Here is a 19,092-nt window from a genome sequence, read left to right as displayed (position 1 = left end):
CAAGAAATACTTACAGATACCCTGATAAATTAAGGGTATTTTTTTTATATATAAATGTATTTGCGAATGAAGCAATCTCACTTAAAATATCCCACTCTATAATCTGCTTGAGTTACCTACATTTAGTACCTAAACTTCGTCCTTCGTAATAAACAGTATAGCGCATTACAACTTTCTATACATCATTAAAACCAAATTATCAGAATTAGCAAAATCATCATTCACTATTAATTAAAGCCACCTCCTTTTTTTCTTATACATTTCGTAACAAAAAAAAGCGCTTTCATAACATTCATTGCATAAATTCTTAATTTACAATGTAATTTTATTCAATTAAAAATTCAAAACAAATACCATGAGCGTAGAACTTAACAATCAAATTAATATGCAATTCAGAACCCTTTTCAACAAAATCAATCCTTGGATTGGACTCATAGCTTCATTATGCCTAATCATTCCGAGTTTATATGACATTCTGGATGAACCTTTACTATTTACTAGTGATCACCTAATCCTTGCTGCTGGTGTATTTTTTATGATTTTATTTTTAAAACAAATATTTGATAGAATTATCAATCTCGAAGGAATGGATTAAATTCCCTTAATAAAAAATAGCCTAAGCCATTTAGCGCTATTTCTTGTACGAACTAATATTTAAATTAATCAATTAAATTAGTTAGAGATACCTGTTTCATTAATATGAGACAGGTATTTTTATTTTAATTAAAAAAAGAAGTCGCCTTTTGTAACTTTTTAAAAACTCCATACGTATAACCACTCGTACACTTAAAAAATTGAGGAGACAAAAACATGAGACAACTTAAAATCACCAAGCAGGTTACCAATCGTGAAACCGCTTCATTAGACAAATATTTACAAGAAATTGGAAAAGTTGACCTTATTACCGCTGACGAAGAAGTAGAATTAGCTCAAAAAATTAAAGCTGGGGATCAAAGAGCCTTAGAGAAATTAACAAAAGCCAATTTACGTTTCGTAGTTTCGGTAGCCAAACAATACCAAAATCAAGGTCTTACCCTTCCCGACTTAATCAATGAAGGAAATCTTGGATTGATAAAAGCAGCACAACGTTTTGACGAAACTCGTGGATTTAAATTCATCTCATACGCCGTATGGTGGATTCGCCAATCGATACTTCAAGCTTTAGCCGAACAATCGCGTATCGTTCGTTTGCCTTTAAACAAAATTGGTTCTATCAATAAAATCAACAAAATGTATGCCCTATTAGAGCAATCTAATGAGCGTCCTCCATCTGCTGAGGAAATTGCAAAAGAACTTGACATGACAGTAAATGATGTAAAAGAGTCTATGAAAAACTCTGGTCGTCACTTATCAATGGATGCCCCTCTAGTAGAAGGAGAAGACTCTAACCTTTACGACGTATTGCGTTCTGGTGAATCACCAAATCCAGACAGAGAGTTAATCCATGAATCATTGCGCACCGAAATTGAGCGTTCACTAGAAACATTGACTCCTAGAGAGGCTGATGTAGTGCGTTTGTACTTTGGTCTTGGTGACCAGCACCCAATGACATTAGAAGAAATAGGTGAAACTTTTGACCTGACTCGTGAACGTGTTCGACAAATCAAAGAAAAAGCGATCCGTAGATTGAAACACACTTCTAGAAGTAAAATATTGAAAACATATTTAGGTTAATTTAAAATATCCCAAATTAAAATTTTTAAATACTTTAATTTTTAAATCTTTTAATACAACGCGAACAACAGTCTGATTAACTGTTCGTTTTTTGATTGATGATTGAAACTCCGGCTGATTACCGGAGTTTTATTTTTTATAATTACCTTTGCAAAAAATAAACAACACAATGAAGAATACAATTATTGCCCCTTCAGTTCTAGCTGCCGATTTTGCTAATTTGCAACGTGATATCGAAATGATCAACAATAGTCAGGCCGACTGGTTTCACATTGACATCATGGATGGTGTTTTTGTTCCAAATATTTCTTTTGGAATGCCTGTTCTTGAAGCAATCACAAGACATACTAAAAAAACGGTTGACGTGCATTTAATGATTGTCAATCCTGACCAATATATCAAAACATTCAAAGATTTAGGCGCTGATATCTTAACTGTACATTACGAAGCTTGCACACACTTACATAGAACCCTTCAATCAATTAAAGCTCAAGGAATGAAAGCTGGAGTAGCATTAAATCCTCATACAAATGTCGATTTATTGGAAGATGTAATCAATGATATTGATATGGTTTGCATCATGAGTGTGAATCCCGGTTTTGGCGGGCAGTCGTTTATAGAAAATACTTATGTTAAAGTAAAAAAACTAAAAGATTTGATTACTAGAAAAGGAGCATCAACGCTTATCGAAATTGACGGAGGTGTAACCAATAAAAATGCATTACAGTTAGTTGGAGCTGGTGCTGATGTACTAGTTGCTGGAAGCTTCGTTTTTAAAGCCGAAAATCCTATTCAAACAGTAGCCGATTTAAAACAATTGACCACGATATAAAAATACAAAAGTCCCAATACGCATAAAGCGTCCTTGGGACTTTCTTCTTTTTTAGTAAACACTTATTTATTTGTACTGATCAATTAAATACTTTATCAAATCGGTGGTGGTTACTATTCCAACCAACAAATGATCTTCACAAACTGGCAAAGCATGGAACTCTTTGCTCGCCAATATTTCGGCAGCTTCTTTAATGGTCGTATCTGGCGAAATGGTAATTAATTTTTTGGCCATAACCTGCTCTACGGTAAACATATTATAAACGGTAGTATCAACAACCTCTTCATCATCATCAATAGCGTCGGCAAAAGAAATACGCAACAAATCGGTGTAACTTAGCATACCAATTATAGTTGCGCCATTCACCACTGGAATATGTCTGATTTTATAATGCTTAAAAAGAGATTCTGCTTTGGTCAAATCATCTGAAATAGTCAGTTTAATTATGTTTTTAGTCATAATAGTTGACACGGGAACATGCTGTCTCATAACGCCTCATTTTTAATTATATGTAAAATTAAGAAAGAAAATTGACTCAAAATATGATGTTTATCAGTTGTCAATTAAAACTATTTTCGGAAATTATTGTTTTATATTCAACATCAAACTGACTTTTTTATACAAATTTGGAAACCGTGTTTCAAACTCTAAAGGTGTTTCAAAATAATGCTCTAAAATCACAGCAAGAAATTCAAATTGATTGGTAAAACCATAAATCCTAAAATAATTGGATTGTATTAATTGTTCTCTTACTGAGGGAACACTTACTTCTTCATTAATCTCATTATACATTCTTGAAAAAAGTACTGCACTGCTGTCATTGCGTTGCAACCCTTGATAATGCAAAACATGAGCAAATTCATGGATACCCAAATTCAAATTATCGGTAGACACGTCAAATCCTTTTTGGAAATCTTCCCAAGAGAATACTACTGCTCTTGTATTGGGATTAAATTCTCCCTTATGGTATCGCATGGTAATTCTAGAAAAATATACAGATGGATAAATTATTATTTTATCAAAAACGTCACAAAGATATTCTCGCATTCCAAAAGACAACATCGTTAAAGTTGCAGCTACCTGCACCTTTATTTCTTCGGTGATTACAAAACCCTCACGACTAACGAATTCATACTCATCAAGAACACTGGCAATTCTATGCTCAAAATATATTTTCTTTTTATCCGATAAACGAGTGTAAAACGGAAAACTAGAATTTAAAAAGAGAAGTGCTTCATGGCTAATTTTCTTCGGGAAAAGACAAAAATGGACAAAGAAAGGTTTATCAAACACCAAACCAAAACAATATTCCAGAAGTCTAAAAAGAGCACCAAAAAGCAAAATCACAACAGAAAAAGTAAGACCAAAAGTAAAAACCACTAAAATAATGTTATCCATGAAAACTGATTCTTGTTTTACTTTGCTCCCTATAAAATAAAAAGCAAAATCATAAAATTTATTTACAATTTTGCTTTACTATGTGACCACGGCAGGGTTCGAACCTGCAACCCGAGACACTCAATTTGGCATTTTTAAACACCTCCCGAAAGCACTATAAAAACAAACCTCAACCCCTATAAATTCAACAAAACTTAACATTTTCAATACCTTACAACCTATAGAATGACATTGAATGAAATTTAAAGAGATTGGACAAATGTCGGGCAAATGTCGGGCAACTTTTTGAAACTTGCCCGACATTAATTATATTTGTGTTGTTCAACCGTTCAATATTACAATATGGCATCAATTAAATTCCGTTTGCGAAGTGAAGCAAACAAAAACGTAGCGATAAAAGTACGTATTATATTAGGTCGTGGCAAACAAGACTTAGAACTAAATACGGGGTTCACAATCAACCCAAAAGATTGGAACACGCCCGATAAAGAAAATCCAAAAAAAGGCGACAACTTCCCAAAACAAAACAATCCCGAAAACAAAGTACTTTTTAACAACCTCAAAAAATTAGAATCTTTTCTTTTTAAGAGTGTTAATACTGATTTAGGTGAGAGTGTTGTTATAGATACTTTTTGGCTCGAGGCAAAAATTAATGACTGTTTTAAACGTGTTGTAAAAAACGACAAAGGTTTATTAATAAATCACACTCAATACATAATCGATAATGCAAGTACCCGAACTATTGGAAACAATACAGGGCTAAGTAAAGAAACAATTAAAAGTTATGTTTCATTTAAAAAAGTTATCTTAGAATATCAACTTACAATAAAAAAGCAAATTCAATTTATTGATTTAACTGCACCTTTTATCGAAAAATTTAAAATTTGGATGCTTACCAAAAAGAAGTACGCCAAAAATACAGCGGGGCGAAAACTTCAAATGTTAAAAACAATTTGTATCGATGCAGAAAAACACGAAATACCCGTAACGCCCTATTCAAAAATAATCCAACATTTTGGAGAGAGCAACAAAGACCGATACATTCAAACTTTATCGTTTACCGAACTGGAACAAATTAAAAATGTGGATTTGTCCAATGCGGAACAACTCAAAGAATTTAAAGCCTCAAACCCCGAACTTACAAAAGGCATTTCAATAACGCCCGAAGCACTAGACAACGCCCGAAAATGGATTTTATTAGGTTGTGAAATTGGACAGCGTGGCGGGGATTTATTAAAAATCACAAACGAGAATATTCGATATAAAGGCACAAATATTTACATTGACATAATCCAACAGAAAACAAATAAAAGTGTAACAATCGGGATTATTGCGCCCCACGTTATCGACATAATCGAAAATCATTTACCAAAAGAAGTGCCACACCAAAAACTTAACGATTATGTAAAAGTGGTTTGCAAACTGGCGGGGATTAATGAAACGGTAAAAGGTTCAAAACTAAACACCGCAACCAACCGCAAAGAATTAGGAACGTACCCAAAGCACGAATTAATAACTACACATTGTTTTAGGCGTTCGTTTGCTACTAATTATTATAAAAAGATACCCACCGCCGTATTAATTGGAATAACTGGACACTCAAAAGAAAGTTTATTCCTTACCTACATAAACCAACGAGAGGACAAAGACAGTAACGCCGATTTGTTTATGAAGTTTTACAGCGACCTACACAAAGACAAAACACCCGAAATGAAAGTAATACTTAATACTGGTACGGTATAAAAGTTTTTAACAGTTGTTTACTTATTTACAACCGCATTATGTTGTTTTTATACAATGTTTTGTAATTATATTGTATTTATTTCTAGTTGAAGCCAAAGTTGTTAACAATAAAGGTTTCGAGCAAAAAGCAAAGATACAATATGACTTGCTTTACGATTGTATAACACTTACATTTGTAAAAGATAAGTGCAAAGCGCACCAACATAAAAACCCGCCTTTATAAAAGCAGGTTTGAATTTTTAATGTGATTTAAGATTGATTGCACTCTTTCTTAAATCGAAAGTTTTTTCTCTGACCGAGTAAATAACTTTACAAATGTAATATTTAATTTTAAATATTAAATTAATAAATGACATTTAAATAGATTTTAAATAGATTTTTACTTTTGTTAAATTCAAGCTAAACTTTTTAAAGGCATAATATTTCAATGTTATGTTTTTAAAAACCAAAGAAGTAGCCGAAAAACTATCGGTTACAAAAATGACTATTTCCACAATGGTCAAAAAGGGAAAACTAAACCCTGTCAATTCAGATAAGAGATACTTTTTATTTGAGGCAAAAGAGATTGATTGTTTAATTCTTAAACGTCAATCAAATGAATAATCAAATTCAATTTATCTCAGTAACACCCGAACAATTACAAAAGGAAATTTCAAACGGGGTAAAAATCCAATTACAGGAATTTTTAAAACATTTCAAACCAGTACAACCCGCCGAATATTTGACCCGTCAACAAGTGGCGCAAATGTTTGATGTGGATATTTCAACGGTACACAATTGGTGCAAAAGCGGAAAGCTTAAACCGTTGGGAATTGGCTCGAGAGTCTATTTTTTAAGAACAGACATAGAGGCGTGTTTAATCCCTTTAAATCAGTAAAGCGATGGAAAGTATTAATACTAACCACCGCCCTGATAATGATATTTCAAATAAGCAAAGCAAATATACATTACCAACTACACAGTTAAAAACCATATTTCAATACTTACAAAACCACATTGCAACCGCTTCAATGACAGCCGAAGCGACGGGAATACCTCAAAAATCGATTTGCCGTTATAAAAGGGATTTAGAAAAACGTGGTTTGCTTTGCGAAGTACGAAAAGGATTTTGTGAACTAACAAAATTTAGAGCGTGGTATTTAACTACAAACCCCGATTTATTTCCAAAGTCTAACCAATTAAAAATGTTTTAGGCAATGGAAAATAGAAACAAGACCGATGTAATGACCGAATGGAAAACGGAGTTTACAAAGCGAATGCAAACCGAAAGCAAAAGCCGTAAAGAAACATTTACTTTTTATGATGCGTGGCAAAAAGAAAAATATTACACCAAACGGGATAAAGTATTTTTGTCGGTTGTTACTTTTTTAAGAAGTGAACCGTTAAGGGACAACGATTATGTAAAGTATGTTTCCTGTTACATTAAAAAGGGAACAAAACTAAATGCAAAATACTTTAGAAACAATCTCAACAAATTAGAAAGCTATTATAAAAAAGTAGATGAGGCAAAGGCAAAAGGCGAAAGATTAAACCCCTTTAGTATGGAAGCATACAAAAGGTATGTTTTGTTTATGGTTTTAAAGTTTAGCGGTGAATATACAAGCGATTTAGACGATGCGTTTGGAGTGCAAACCGTTGGACACAGGGAATACAACCCCTTAACAAATATACCGTCTGTATTGCGTGGGGAATTGCCTTTTGAGGTAAAGGAATATGATATAAAAAGAGCGTTCCCGACTTTTATAGATATTGAACTATTAACAAACCATAGAGCCACTATTTACGAAACACTAAATAAAAAAACTTTTGCCTGTTTACTTAATTCAAACGCAACTAACAAAGGAGCAGACCGAAACGCAATCATAAAAGAACTTTCAAAGGTTTACGGTAACTATGCGGACAAAGTTTGTACCCTCGATAGGTTCAACACCAAAGGAGGTGCGTTTATGGACTTTTCTAAGTACGAAAAGGAATATATCGAAAGATTTGTAACCGAAAATAATTTAGTTCATTACGTGCGATTACACGACGGCGTTTTTGTACTTGCCGAAACCGATTGTAATTTTTTTGTTTTTGATTGGGTTGAATTTTCGATTAAGGAATGTATAAAGCCAACGATTGAAAATGAAATTATAAACTTTTACACCATTGACCAAAGCGACAAAGTTTATACTTCGCCAACGATGTACGCCGAGTTTTTTATTCAAGAAAAATTTTTGAGAATTTCGACACCAGACGACAAAATATTTTTATTGCGTGATACAAATAATGTTGTTACTTATTTCAACCACAACACCGATATAGTTTCGTTTTTGAAAGACAATATAAACGAGTTTGGTAATTCATTTGATGCAGTAGCGGACACCATAGCACGGGAAAATTTTAGCGTTATTAAACAGGGGTTTTTATTAATTCCCTCGATTGAATTAAAATACTATACTGATACAAAAAACACTTTTGGACTGCCTTTTAAAAATGGTTTCTATTGTTTCGATTTGAATGACAAAGGAGTATTAAAACGAAAAGAGTACACCGATGTAAAAGGCTTTTTTGCACCTCATGAGATACAAAGCCGAGAGTTTAAATATACCGATGAGGTTGGAATGTTTGAAAAGTTTTTAATTAGGGTATCAATAGGGTTAAAAGAAGCCAAAACACAGGACACTAAAAACATTGTAGAGAGTTTTAAGACTATGTTTGGTTATTTGTGCCACAACTATAAAGACATGACAAAAAACCCATGTATCGTTCTTACCGATATGGATGCAGACGACGAAACCCGAAACGGACGGCGGGGCAAAACTTTAATTTCAAAAGCAGTACAGGAAATACAGGAATCAATTATTAAGGGAGGCAAAGAATTTGACAGCGGTTATACTCACGTATTTGCAGACCTCGAAAAAAAGCATAATGTTTACATTATTGATGATGTACCCGCAGGGTTTAAATATGATGATTTGTACACTAATATTTTGGGTGACATTTCGTGCCAAAGAAAAGGACTAAAAGCCGAAGCGATTAAATTTAAAGATACGCCAAAGTTTGCGATTACTTCAAATTGGGTAGTTCCGTATGATGAGAAAAACGCTTCGACAAACGGGCGATTTATTGAATACAAATTCACTAATTATTACAACACAAAACACAGCCCAAAAGATGAATTTAAGTGCGCCTTTTTTCAAGACTGGAACGCCGACGAATGGAATCGATTTTATTCTTTTGTTTTTCGATGCGTGAAACTGTTTTTGCAAAAGGGAATCATAAAGACCGAATACAATAAGACAGGCGATAATTACAAGGCGTATTTTAATAACGATGCAGTTTACAGCGAATTTCACAGATGTATTGACAATTTCGTCATTGATAATACTTGCTTAGAATTTTCAGTTACAGACTTTTTAAGAAAATATAACGACATCGAAAACCCTTTGCGATTTGAAAAAATGTTTACTGCCAAAAACACCAAAAAATTTATTGATGCGTGGGTTGGTAAATTTAATATTGATAAAAACGGTTTTGGCTTGGAATATACCAGCAGGCGCAAATGGATTAAAAAATATTAAATATCTGTGTTTAACACAGATGTAACACAGTTAAAAACACGGTTGCACTTCCCGTAAACACTACAATACACAGATAACACACTTAAAACTAAAGTACGCAGGTTAATAAAAAAATGAGTTCTAAAAATAGTGTTCATTTTCTTGTATAGTTTCATTTACTTTTAATCTGTGCTATCTGTGTATGTATTGAAAATCAATAAATTAACTGTGTTTTTACCTGTGCCATATCTGTGTAGTAACACACATAAAAAAATATAAAAATTAAAAATAATATAAACGTTTCCTAATAATTTAGGCTATAAATCAAAGCAAAATGAGTATAGAAAGTTGTAAAACAGTAAGCATAACCAAACGCGCGCGTAATGTAAAGATTTTGTATAATTCATTGGTATCTGTTCGCGTGTATAAAGTTCTTTTATATCGTTCAGTTCGTTCAATTAGTTTGAAAAACTTTGATTAATCAATGCTAATTTCAAGTTTGTAAAGCATTTATTACACGTTGTTAATTTTCCGCTATCTGTTACGCGTACAGGTCAAATTATTATCAAAAGTAAAACAATACGCGCGCGCGTAATGGTAAGAAAATAAAAGCTTTGCACCTATCTGTTCGCGTGCGTAATGTTTTGATTAATCAAACTTTTTTAAAGTTTAAAACTCTTTCAATCCTTAGTATTGTAGCCCTAAAATATTAACACATAAAAAAACGGGAGTTGTTCAAGCTCCCGTTTTACGTTGTTAAACGTTGGTTTATAATTGGCATCGTAAACCATTACAAATGTAATTTTTTTTTACTGTTTTAAAAAATGTCGGGCAATGGTCGGGCAGGTTTAAAAAACGAAAAACGCAAATCACTAAATTACAGCAATTTACGTTTTTAAAAGTGACCACGGCAGGGTTCGAACCTGCAACCCTCAGAGTCGAAATCTGATATTCTATCCAGTTGAACTACGCAGTCGGTATAAACTTTAGATTTCTGATTTTAGACCCGAGCCTAAAAGACTAACTGACAAAGCAATTTAAAATCAGAAATCTGTTTAATTTTAAGTCAATAATTTCTTAACGATGGTAGAAATAGTTTTTCCTTCGGCCGTTCCACCTAATTGAGCAGCCGCCAATCCCATTACTTTACCCATTGATGCGATTCCAGATGCTCCAGTTTCGGCAATAATTTTTGCAATCACAGCTTCAACTTCAGCTTCGCTTAATTGAGCTGGCAAGAATTTTTCAATTACTACAATCTGTGCCAATTCCGGTTCAGCTAAATCCATACGGTTTTGTTCCGTAAATATTCTAGCACTTTCCTTACGGGTTTTAACTAATCTTTGAAGCAATTTAATCTCATCATCAGCCGATATTTCTTCTTTTGAACCTGACGCAGTTTGCGCTAATAAAAGTTCCGATTTTATAGCTCTTAAAGCTTCTAATGCTACTGTATCTTTGGCTCTCATGGCGGTTTTGATTTCGTCCATGATTTGTATTGATAAACTCATATTCTGTATTTTAGATTTTAGATTCTTAATTTTTAATTAGGATTCAAAATGCAAACTCAATACTGCAAACTGAATACTTTGAAAACTGCCCCAGATGCAAATGAAAAGCCTTTTTGGGAGAAACTATATTTTTTCTCGAACCAGAAAAGCGACTAAAAGGAGCTCTTTCTTGTTCTTAGAAAAAAATAGTTACGACAAAAAGCTTGCAATGCACAGCTGGATAAGGCTCGACAAATTTAGAAAAATTTACTCGCATTAACAACAACTTGTTCGATGCTTTGAACTCAAAAAATAGCCCGAAAATTCAACAAAATTTTCGGGCTATCTCAAAATGGCATGAGTTAGTTAATCCACATTGTCATGTAAATAGGAATTGTTAGAACGCAACTGTAAATCATTGTTACTATCTGTTCCAACAGATATTCTTGAATTGGAATTATTAGTTTGTGAACTACTTAAATCGATACCAAATCTTTTGTAGGCCGGTTCTCTTTCTAATTCATCCACTCTTGATACATTATCATGAAACTTATAATTAAAATCTTTAAGTTTTCTTCTTCTTTCTTCAGCTCTGAATCGCAAAGTTTCTTCGATTGTCATGTCTACAGGCGAATTGTTTGCAAGGATAGGTTCTTGAGATAATGGCTCAATCACCTGTTTCATCGTAATATTCAACTCAGGCTGGATTACTTCCTCAACAACTTTAGCTACTGGTTTGCTTTCCAGCATGTCGTTCTCAACTTCCATGTATTCTTCAAGAGAGTATTTTATAATACCATTATCCGACAATTCGGTCACTGGGACAAACTGAACAGGCTGTACCACTTTGATATCACGAGTTTCATTAGTCAATTCAAACAAGAAGTTATTTGTTTCCTCTTTGGCTTGAATAGCTTCTGCTTTTTGTAATGGCAAATCAAAAGAAAATGCTGTTTGTTCTTGATTCTCTTCAAAACGAATTGGCTCTGGCTGTACTACTCTAACTTGCTCAACAACTGGATTTGTAACAAAAAAATCAGTCTCTTTCATAGGAGAAACAATTTCGAATGTCACATCTAAATTCTTTATAAATTCAGACATCCCAATTAATTCATCTTCATTGATAGGAGCTACTACAGAAGATTGAATTACAGCTTCTGGAAAAACAACATCTTCGATTAAATCAAAAACGATTCTTTTTTCTGTATTTGAAACTGGTAGTTCACTATTCAAATTAAAACCTGCAACAGTATTTTTAGACAAATCAAACACTCCCTTTTGATCCTCTCCTAGTGTATGGATGATTTTCTTAGGCTCAACATTTACAATCTCATTCTGTTGTTCTACATCAAAACCTGTAGCAATAATAGTCACTGCAATGGCATCACCAAGAGTTTCGTCTTCACCAACCCCCATGATTATATTGGCATTCGATCCTGCTTCGTATTGAATATGCTCATTAATTTCGGCAATTTCATCGATAGTAATCTCATTAGTACCAGAAACGATAAGCAACAATACATTTTTGGCACCCGTAATTTTATTATCATTTAAAAGTGGAGAATCTAAAGCCGCAATAATTCCTTCCTTGGCTCTATTATCACCTGATGAAACAGAAGATCCCATAATAGCAGTTCCGCTATTATACAATACTGTTTTAGCATCACGTAAATCGATATTTTGAGTATAGTGATGCGTTATTACTTCGGCAATTCCTCTAGAGGCAGTTGCCAAAACTTCATCCGCTTTTGAAAATCCGGCTTTGAATCCTAGATTTCCATATACTTCTCTTAATTTATTATTATTGATAACGATTAAAGAATCGACCTGCTTGCGCAATTTTTCGATACCAATAAGCGCTTGCTCCTGACGTACTTTTCCTTCGAACAAAAATGGCAAAGTAACGATCCCTACTGTAAGTATGTCTCTTTCTTTGGCTAGCTGAGCGATTACCGGCGCAGCTCCTGTTCCAGTTCCACCACCCATTCCGGCTGTAATGAATACCATTTTAGTATTTACATCCAACATTTTCTCGATGTCAGAGATGCTTTCTATAGCAGATTGGTGTCCAATATCTGGGTTTGCTCCAGCACCTAGCCCTTCAGTTAAATTCATTCCTAACTGAATTTTGTTCGGTACGGCACTATTGTCCAATGCTTGAGAATCGGTATTGCAGACGATGAAATCAACGCCTTTAATTCCTTGTTTAAACATATGGTTTATGGCGTTACTACCGCCACCACCTACTCCAATTACTTTGATTACATTTGATTGATTTTTTGGTAAATCAAATGAAATACTTCCAAATTCTGTGTTGCTTGGCATCATATGGGGTTTTAATTTTTTATTAACTTTATCTTTCACTACTCTAGGCTTGGGGCAAAAAGGAGGTTTGATAACTTTTTTATTCTTTATTTATTATTCTGCGTTGTCCAAAAAATCTTTAATCTTGTCCACATATTTATCAAAAAACGATCTTCTTATTTTATTTTCAGTTGATTCTTCCTTGAGAGAATCTACTTGAAGCACTCTTTCAGGTTGTACATAAACCTCTTCTTTAATTTCTACTTTTTCTTCAATAATAGCCTCTCTATAATAAGTTACTTTTTCAGGAGTTACAGTCGCTTGCATTTTCACAGCACTCTGTGTTTTATTTTCGATACTATTCATGACCAATCCAACCGCTGTTGCATATAATGGGCTTGAAATCTCTTCGTCAGAATTACCTGCTAAATGCTCATTTGGATAACCAATTCTGGTATCCATCCCAGTGATGTATTCTACCAATTGCTTAATATGCTTTAATTGTGCACCACCACCTGTTAGAACAATACCTGCGATTAATTTTTTACGAGGATCCTCATGTCCATAAGCTCTTACTTCTGTAAAAACTTGTTCAATAATTTCAACAACTCTTGCATTAATTATTTTCGAAAGATTCTTTAACGAAATCTCTTTTGGCTCTCTTCCTCTTAGACCTGGAATAGAAACAATCTCATTATCTTTATTTTCACCTGGCCATGCAGAACCAAATTTCACTTTCAATAATTCGGCTTGTTTTTCTATAATAGAACAACCCTCCTTAATATCATCTGTAATCACATTTCCTCCAAAAGGAATTACTGCAGTATGACGAATGATACCATCTTTAAAAATGGCTAAATCCGTTGTTCCTCCTCCAATATCAATAAGAGCTACTCCTGCTTCTTTTTCCTCTTGACTCAAAACTGCATCCGAAGAAGCCAATGGTTCTAATGTCAATCCTGACAATTCGATACCGGAACTTTGAATACATCTGCCTACGTTTCTAATAGAAGATGCTTGTCCAACCACCACATGAAAGCTGCTTTCCAGTCTTCCACCGTACATTCCAATTGGTTCTTTAATGTCCGATTGACCATCAATTTTAAATTCTTGTGGTAATACATGAATAATCTCTTCACCTGGTAACATGGCCAATTTATGAACTTGATTGATTAACAAATCAATATCATTTCCGCCTATTACTTCTTCCGGATTACTTCTACTGATGTAATCACTATGTTGAATGCTTCGGATATGCTGCCCGGCAATACCAACAACAACATCTTTAATTTTATAACCGGAATTATTTTCCGCTTCAAGGATTGCTTGTTGAATAGATTGAATAGTTTGCGTAATATTATTAACTACACCTCTTGCCACACCTAAACTTTTAGATTTACCAACACCCAAAATTTCAAGTTTTCCATACTCATTCTTTTTGCCTATCATGGCAACAATTTTCGTCGTCCCAATATCTAGACCTACTGCAATATTCTCTTTTTCCATTTTCTATTATTTTGTGCAAACTACTTGTTCCGTAAATCTCAGATCTATTTTTTTATATTTATTCAAAGAACTATCCAAACTTACTTTTTGAAAAAAAGCTTTATAGTTTTGGAATTTTCGTTCAACATTTATCAAACTTCCAAAATCAATTTGATAATTATAATTTCTATTGAGCATTAATAAGCTACCATTAGGCATAATTTGTATGCCAATGATGTTTTTTCGCAAAAACGCATCATCATAAATTATCTTAAATAATTTAAATAAATCTTTGTTGTTTTTCTTGTTAATCTCCCCAGAAACAAGTGGAACACGAGCTGTAAAATTAGCCGACAAAGGCATGGTATTTCCCTCACTGTCAATATAAAAGGAACCCTCGTCATTAAAGACCCTAGCTATAGGTGTCTTTTGTTTTACAACTGCCTTTAGAACACCATCGATACTCACATACACATCTGCCTTATCGATCATTTCTTGAGCATTTAATACTTGCTCCAATTTATTCAAATCTAGCCTATCTTTTCTTATGGTTGAAGCGTTCCCATTATTTTCTATCAACAATTTATTAACCGTTTCACCTTTTAGAAAAAGAGCGTTTTCACCCACAAAAATAACCTCTGATTTGATTAATTTTCTTTTAGAATTTCGTTTGGATGTAAACGAAAAAAGAAAAATCACCAAAACAAACATTAATAATAATCTTATATTATTCAAATTAAAGACTTTCATATAATGCTTTTTTAATTAAAGGAACCATTTCACCCAGATCACCTGCACCAATCGTTACAATTACACGAGCGTCATTAGCTAAAATTTCCGTAATTAAATCCTCTTTACTAACTATTTTTTTATGTTCATTTGTCATTTTATTCATAAGCCATTGAGACGTAACACCTTCCATTGGCAATTCACGAGCTGGATAAATTTCCATCAAAAACACTTCATCAAAAGCCGATAAACTTTTTGCAAAATTATCCGCAAAATCTCTCGTCCTGCTAAATAAATGTGGTTGAAAAATGGCTAATACTTTTTGATCAGGATACAATTCACGAACGGCTTGATGCACTGCGTTTATTTCGGTAGGATGGTGCGCATAATCATCTATATATACTAAATTTTCTTCCTTTATCTGGTATGAAAACCGTCTTCTAATTCCTTTGAAAGAAGCCAAAGCGTTGGCAATAACATCGGTTGGGGTGCCGTATGTTACTGCCATTGCTAATGCCATTAAAGCATTCATCAAATTATGTTTTCCTGGCAATCCAAAACGCAAATCTTTCAACATTCCGCTTGGGGCTTTAACATCAAAAACATAACTACTGTTTTCTATTCTTACGTTGAAGGCTTCAAAAACTGCTTCTTCATTAACCGCACAAATAACACCTTCAATAGGTAATTCATTGGTTATAAAAAGCTTGCATTTATCTTCAACTTTATTCGCAAATTCTACAAATGAAGCTTCAATTGCGGCGCTTGTTCCATAAATATCCAAATGATCGGCATCCATAGATGTAATACAAGCAATATTAGGATGCAAATGCAAAAAAGAACGATCAAACTCATCGGCCTCAACAACCGTAACTGTTTTTCCGTTTCCAATTAAATTAGAATCATAATTCTCCACAATTCCACCAATAAAAGCAGTAACATCGGCACCACTTTCATACAAAATATGACCTAAAATACTCGAAGTTGTTGTTTTTCCGTGTGTTCCAGCTACAGCAAAACAAAAGGTATCTTGGGTAATGATTCCTAAAACTTCGGCTCTCTTTTTTACTTCATAATCACGTTCCAAAAAATAATTCCACTCAGAATGATTAACTGGCACTGCTGGGGTAATTATTATCAAAGTATTTTCAACATAAAACTCATTTGGAATTAGCCCAATATTATCTTCAAAATGAATATCAATTCCGCTTTCGATCAATTCACTAGTAAGAATTGATGGTGTTTTATCATAGCCTGAAACCTGTTTTCCAATAGCCTTGAAATAACGAGCCAAAGCACTCATTCCGATGCCTCCAATCCCAATGAAATAGACGTTTTTTATTTGATTTAAATTCATTTTGCTTTGTTTAATATTCTTCAGGTCTACTCTCTATTTTTTTCATCGATCAACTTTACAATTGCATCAACAATTTGTTCTGTTGCTTTTGGCTTAGCCAATAATTTAATATTTTCACTTAATTGATCTTGCTTTCCTTGGTCTTTGATTAACGATTCGAATACCAAAATAAAGTCCTCATCTAGCTGTGATTCTTTTAGTAAAATTGCTCCTTTCTTATTCACAATTGCCTGAGCATTTTTAGTTTGATGATCCTCTGCTACATTAGGAGAAGGAATAAAAATTACCGGTTTCCCAACGATACACAACTCCGAAACCGAAGAAGCACCCGCACGTGAAATCACTACATCTGCAGCCGCATAAACCAAATCCATTCTCTCAATAAAAGCAACTACTTGTACATTATGCTTATTATATCTTTTATAATCTTCTAAATAAAACTTTCCGCATTGCCAGATTACTTGCACATTCAAAGACAGTAATTTATCTAACTCTTTTTCGATTAGCTGGTTGATTCTTCTCGCCCCTAGACTCCCTCCCAGAACTAATAGTGTTTTTTTGCTTTTATCTAATTGGAAATATTGAACTGCTTCTTCTCTTTTACTTTGAATCTCCACCAAATCCTGACGGACTGGATTCCCCGTTAAAATCATTTTTTCTTTTGGAAAAAATCGTTCCAAATGATCATATGCCACACAAATGACATTTGCTTTCTTACTCAAAAGTTTATTAGTAATTCCTGGATACGAGTTTTGTTCTTGAATTACCGTCGGGACATTCATACTATTTGCCATTTTTAACAATGGACCACTAGCAAAACCTCCTGTTCCAATCACAACATCCGGTTTAAATTTTTTAATGATTTTTCTGGATTCCCACAAACTATTCAGTAATTTAAATGGGAACATTGCATTTTGAATTGTTAGTTTTCTTTGTAAACCAGCAATCCAAAGGCCTTTTATTTTGTAACCTGCCTGAGGCACTTTTTGCATTTCCATTTTGTCTTTGGCACCAACAAACAAAATTTCAGCATCAGGAAAACGCAACTGCAATTCATTCGCAATAGCAATTGCAGGATATATATGCCCTCCTGTACCTCCCCCACTCAAGATAAATCTATGCTTTGCCATTTTGAAAAGTTTCTAAGTTGCTTCTTTTAGTACTAAATTGTAACGAACTGTATTATTATATTAAAATCTATCAAACCCAATTATTTCAGCACCGCTTTCATTGGGTTAGTAGAATTATCCGTAATGGAATAATCACTAGTATCAAAATTGTCATTTACATTTTTAAAATCTGCTTCCTCAAGATCTGCTTCCATTTCTCTATCAATAAGCTTTTGAAGTATTTCTTCTCTTTTTTCTTTATCTAATTTTTCCTGTGCTATTTCATCTTCTTTTTTGGTTACGCTCAAAATAATTCCAAGCCCAAAGCAAGTCATCCAAATCGAACTACCACCACTACTTATCAATGGTAGTGTTTGTCCTGTAACAGGCAATAATTCAACGGCAACCGCCATATTAATCATGGCTTGAAAAATCATTGGAAAACCTAAGCCTATTACGACCAATTTCCCAAAGAGCGTATTCGCTTTATGAGAGGCAACAACAAATCGGAATAGTAATAGAAGATATAATACAAGAACACCAAATCCGCCTACAAGACCATATTCTTCAACAATAATGGCATAAATAAAATCGGACGAAGACTGTGGTAAGAAATTTTTCTGAACACTTTTACCTGGACCTAAACCATAGATTTGCCCCGAAGCAATAGCTATTTTAGCTTTTTCTATTTGATAATCATCCTCATCCGCTTTATTACTTGTAAAATTTTCAATTCGGCTTCCCCAAGTTCCTACTCGACTAAAAAATCTGGAATCCGGAAATGCTTTTGCTATTAATATAAAAAACGTCAGAAACAAAATACCAGAACCTATGATAAAAAAGATGTATTTCAAAGGATATCTGCCAATGAAAACAAGCATGATTACCATTGCAAAAATCAAAGCTGTTGTAGAGAAATTGGCCGGTAAAATAAACATCAATGTCATAAAAACCGGCAACCAAAGCTCCCACAAAGAAGACTTAAAAGTAATAGGCATCTCCCTGGTTTTTGACAAATAACGAGCCACGAATATGAATAAAATAATCGCAGCCAACGTCGATGTTTGAAACGATAATCCTATAAAAGGAATCTGAATCCATCTACTGGCATTCGCACCGGCAATCACAGTTCCTTTAATCAAAGTATAAGCTAATAAAAGCCAAACTATAGGCAATCCCGCTTTTGAAATCGCTCTAAAATAATGATACGGTATTTTGTGCACCCAATAAATAATTAAAAACCCGATACAGATATGAGCAAAGTGTTTGACCAAATACCCTAAAGTATTCCCTGTACCATGACCTAAATAAGCCAAATTACTACTAGCACTAAAAACGGGCATAAAGGAAAATAGACCCAATAAGGCCACGAATGACCAAATGCCTTTATCTCCTTTTAGCTTGTTAATTAGTTCTTTCATTTTAATTT

At 33.7% G+C, this 19,092-nt stretch carries 17 protein-coding genes and 1 tRNA gene; 8 read left to right on the top strand and 10 right to left on the bottom strand.

The window, feature by feature from the left end; genetic code table 11:
- The first annotated feature begins 355 nt into the window (after positions 1-355).
- The 3 genes from KZH69_RS04495 to rpe all read left to right on the top strand — a co-directional run bounded on the left by KZH69_RS04495 (position 356) and on the right by rpe (position 2,506).
- A complete protein-coding gene (locus KZH69_RS04495) occupies positions 356-595 on the top strand; it encodes a hypothetical protein (RefSeq protein ID WP_219316263.1) in 240 nt (79 codons plus the stop codon).
- Between the two features lie 215 nt (positions 596-810).
- Positions 811-1,674 (top strand): sigma-70 family RNA polymerase sigma factor, encoded by an 864-nt coding sequence (locus tag KZH69_RS04490; RefSeq protein WP_026707723.1) that lies wholly within the window; start codon positions 811-813, stop codon positions 1,672-1,674.
- Positions 1,675-1,843: 169 nt separating this feature from the next.
- A complete protein-coding gene (gene rpe / locus KZH69_RS04485; RefSeq protein WP_219316262.1) occupies positions 1,844-2,506 on the top strand; it encodes a ribulose-phosphate 3-epimerase in 663 nt (220 codons plus the stop codon).
- Positions 2,507-2,572: 66 nt separating this feature from the next.
- Here the strand turns inward: rpe and KZH69_RS04480 are convergent, their stop codons facing one another.
- Together KZH69_RS04480 and KZH69_RS04475 are read right to left on the bottom strand one after the other, a co-directional pair.
- On the bottom strand, positions 2,573-2,995 hold the full coding sequence (locus KZH69_RS04480) for a CBS domain-containing protein (protein ID WP_219316261.1): 423 nt from the start codon (positions 2,993-2,995) through the stop codon (positions 2,573-2,575).
- A 93-nt stretch (positions 2,996-3,088) separates the two neighbouring features.
- Complete coding sequence (locus tag KZH69_RS04475) at positions 3,089-3,904, bottom strand: zinc-dependent peptidase (protein WP_219316260.1); 816 nt, start codon at positions 3,902-3,904, stop codon at positions 3,089-3,091.
- A gap of 342 nt (positions 3,905-4,246) precedes the next feature.
- On the opposite strand from KZH69_RS04475, the gene KZH69_RS04470 reads away from it, so the two are divergent.
- The 5 genes from KZH69_RS04470 (at position 4,247) to KZH69_RS04450 (ending at position 9,210) form a co-directional block, all read left to right on the top strand.
- Positions 4,247-5,647 (top strand): phage integrase SAM-like domain-containing protein, encoded by a 1,401-nt coding sequence (locus KZH69_RS04470; protein ID WP_219316259.1) that lies wholly within the window; start codon positions 4,247-4,249, stop codon positions 5,645-5,647.
- A gap of 432 nt (positions 5,648-6,079) precedes the next feature.
- Positions 6,080-6,250, top strand: coding sequence for a helix-turn-helix domain-containing protein (locus tag KZH69_RS20655; protein WP_219316258.1), 171 nt, complete (start codon positions 6,080-6,082; stop codon positions 6,248-6,250).
- On the top strand, positions 6,243-6,524 hold the full coding sequence (locus tag KZH69_RS04460) for a helix-turn-helix domain-containing protein (protein WP_219316257.1): 282 nt from the start codon (positions 6,243-6,245) through the stop codon (positions 6,522-6,524). The genes KZH69_RS20655 and KZH69_RS04460 overlap by 8 nt, the downstream gene beginning before the upstream one ends.
- A gap of 4 nt (positions 6,525-6,528) precedes the next feature.
- Entirely contained in the window at positions 6,529-6,840 is a 312-nt protein-coding gene (locus KZH69_RS04455; RefSeq protein WP_219316256.1) for a hypothetical protein, read from the top strand.
- Between the two features lie 3 nt (positions 6,841-6,843).
- Positions 6,844-9,210 carry a hypothetical protein gene (locus KZH69_RS04450; protein WP_219316255.1) on the top strand — a complete coding sequence of 789 codons (2,367 nt, stop codon included), beginning with the start codon at positions 6,844-6,846 and terminating at the stop codon, positions 9,208-9,210.
- An 881-nt stretch (positions 9,211-10,091) separates the two neighbouring features.
- Here KZH69_RS04450 and KZH69_RS04445 read toward each other — a convergent pair.
- The 8 genes from KZH69_RS04445 to KZH69_RS04410 form a co-directional block, all read right to left on the bottom strand.
- Positions 10,092-10,165, bottom strand: a tRNA-Arg gene (locus KZH69_RS04445).
- 85 nt (positions 10,166-10,250) lie between these two features.
- Positions 10,251-10,700 carry a GatB/YqeY domain-containing protein gene (locus KZH69_RS04440; RefSeq protein ID WP_219316254.1) on the bottom strand — a complete coding sequence of 150 codons (450 nt, stop codon included), beginning with the start codon at positions 10,698-10,700 and terminating at the stop codon, positions 10,251-10,253.
- A 345-nt stretch (positions 10,701-11,045) separates the two neighbouring features.
- The gene (gene ftsZ, locus KZH69_RS04435; protein WP_219316253.1) at positions 11,046-13,004 is read right to left on the bottom strand and encodes a cell division protein FtsZ; all 1,959 of its coding nucleotides are present in this window, start codon (positions 13,002-13,004) and stop codon (positions 11,046-11,048) included.
- 93 nt (positions 13,005-13,097) lie between these two features.
- Entirely contained in the window at positions 13,098-14,489 is a 1,392-nt protein-coding gene (gene ftsA / locus KZH69_RS04430) for a cell division protein FtsA (RefSeq protein ID WP_219316252.1), read from the bottom strand.
- A gap of 6 nt (positions 14,490-14,495) precedes the next feature.
- On the bottom strand, positions 14,496-15,218 hold the full coding sequence (locus KZH69_RS04425) for a cell division protein FtsQ/DivIB (protein ID WP_219316251.1): 723 nt from the start codon (positions 15,216-15,218) through the stop codon (positions 14,496-14,498).
- Positions 15,205-16,554: a UDP-N-acetylmuramate--L-alanine ligase gene (murC, locus tag KZH69_RS04420; RefSeq protein ID WP_219316250.1), complete on the bottom strand. Its 1,350-nt coding sequence runs from the start codon at positions 16,552-16,554 to the stop codon at positions 15,205-15,207. Before murC ends, KZH69_RS04425 begins: the two co-directional genes overlap by 14 nt.
- A gap of 26 nt (positions 16,555-16,580) precedes the next feature.
- Positions 16,581-17,684 (bottom strand): undecaprenyldiphospho-muramoylpentapeptide beta-N-acetylglucosaminyltransferase, encoded by a 1,104-nt coding sequence (gene murG / locus KZH69_RS04415; protein ID WP_219316249.1) that lies wholly within the window; start codon positions 17,682-17,684, stop codon positions 16,581-16,583.
- An 80-nt stretch (positions 17,685-17,764) separates the two neighbouring features.
- Positions 17,765-19,084, bottom strand: a complete 1,320-nt coding sequence (locus KZH69_RS04410) for an FtsW/RodA/SpoVE family cell cycle protein (protein WP_219316248.1) — start codon at positions 19,082-19,084, stop codon at positions 17,765-17,767.
- Positions 19,085-19,092: the final 8 nt, after the last annotated feature.

Origin of the sequence: Flavobacterium taihuense (assembly GCF_019351435.1) — a bacterium.
GTDB lineage: Bacteria > Bacteroidota > Bacteroidia > Flavobacteriales > Flavobacteriaceae > Flavobacterium > Flavobacterium taihuense.
Note: the sequence above shows the minus strand (reverse complement) of the source record. Positions and strands in the feature narration are given on the sequence as shown.

What these genes read in the sequence shown, in the direction of transcription:
- KZH69_RS04475 (WP_219316260.1), bottom strand. Translation starts at nt 3,904, where the DNA reads ATGGATAACATTATTTTAGTGGTTTTTACTTTTGGTCTTACTTTTTCT.
- KZH69_RS20655 (WP_219316258.1), top strand. Translation starts at nt 6,080, where the DNA reads ATGTTTTTAAAAACCAAAGAAGTAGCCGAAAAACTATCGGTTACAAAA.
- KZH69_RS04410 (WP_219316248.1), bottom strand. Translation starts at nt 19,084, where the DNA reads ATGAAAGAACTAATTAACAAGCTAAAAGGAGATAAAGGCATTTGGTCA.
- KZH69_RS04490 (WP_026707723.1), top strand. Translation starts at nt 811, where the DNA reads ATGAGACAACTTAAAATCACCAAGCAGGTTACCAATCGTGAAACCGCT.
- ftsA (WP_219316252.1), bottom strand. Translation starts at nt 14,489, where the DNA reads ATGGAAAAAGAGAATATTGCAGTAGGTCTAGATATTGGGACGACGAAA.
- KZH69_RS04455 (WP_219316256.1), top strand. Translation starts at nt 6,529, where the DNA reads ATGGAAAGTATTAATACTAACCACCGCCCTGATAATGATATTTCAAAT.
- KZH69_RS04480 (WP_219316261.1), bottom strand. Translation starts at nt 2,995, where the DNA reads ATGAGACAGCATGTTCCCGTGTCAACTATTATGACTAAAAACATAATT.
- KZH69_RS04440 (WP_219316254.1), bottom strand. Translation starts at nt 10,700, where the DNA reads ATGAGTTTATCAATACAAATCATGGACGAAATCAAAACCGCCATGAGA.
- rpe (WP_219316262.1), top strand. Translation starts at nt 1,844, where the DNA reads ATGAAGAATACAATTATTGCCCCTTCAGTTCTAGCTGCCGATTTTGCT.
- KZH69_RS04470 (WP_219316259.1), top strand. Translation starts at nt 4,247, where the DNA reads ATGGCATCAATTAAATTCCGTTTGCGAAGTGAAGCAAACAAAAACGTA.
- KZH69_RS04495 (WP_219316263.1), top strand. Translation starts at nt 356, where the DNA reads ATGAGCGTAGAACTTAACAATCAAATTAATATGCAATTCAGAACCCTT.
- KZH69_RS04460 (WP_219316257.1), top strand. Translation starts at nt 6,243, where the DNA reads ATGAATAATCAAATTCAATTTATCTCAGTAACACCCGAACAATTACAA.
- KZH69_RS04425 (WP_219316251.1), bottom strand. Translation starts at nt 15,218, where the DNA reads ATGAAAGTCTTTAATTTGAATAATATAAGATTATTATTAATGTTTGTT.
- murG (WP_219316249.1), bottom strand. Translation starts at nt 17,684, where the DNA reads ATGGCAAAGCATAGATTTATCTTGAGTGGGGGAGGTACAGGAGGGCAT.
- KZH69_RS04450 (WP_219316255.1), top strand. Translation starts at nt 6,844, where the DNA reads ATGGAAAATAGAAACAAGACCGATGTAATGACCGAATGGAAAACGGAG.
- murC (WP_219316250.1), bottom strand. Translation starts at nt 16,554, where the DNA reads ATGAATTTAAATCAAATAAAAAACGTCTATTTCATTGGGATTGGAGGC.
- ftsZ (WP_219316253.1), bottom strand. Translation starts at nt 13,004, where the DNA reads ATGCCAAGCAACACAGAATTTGGAAGTATTTCATTTGATTTACCAAAA.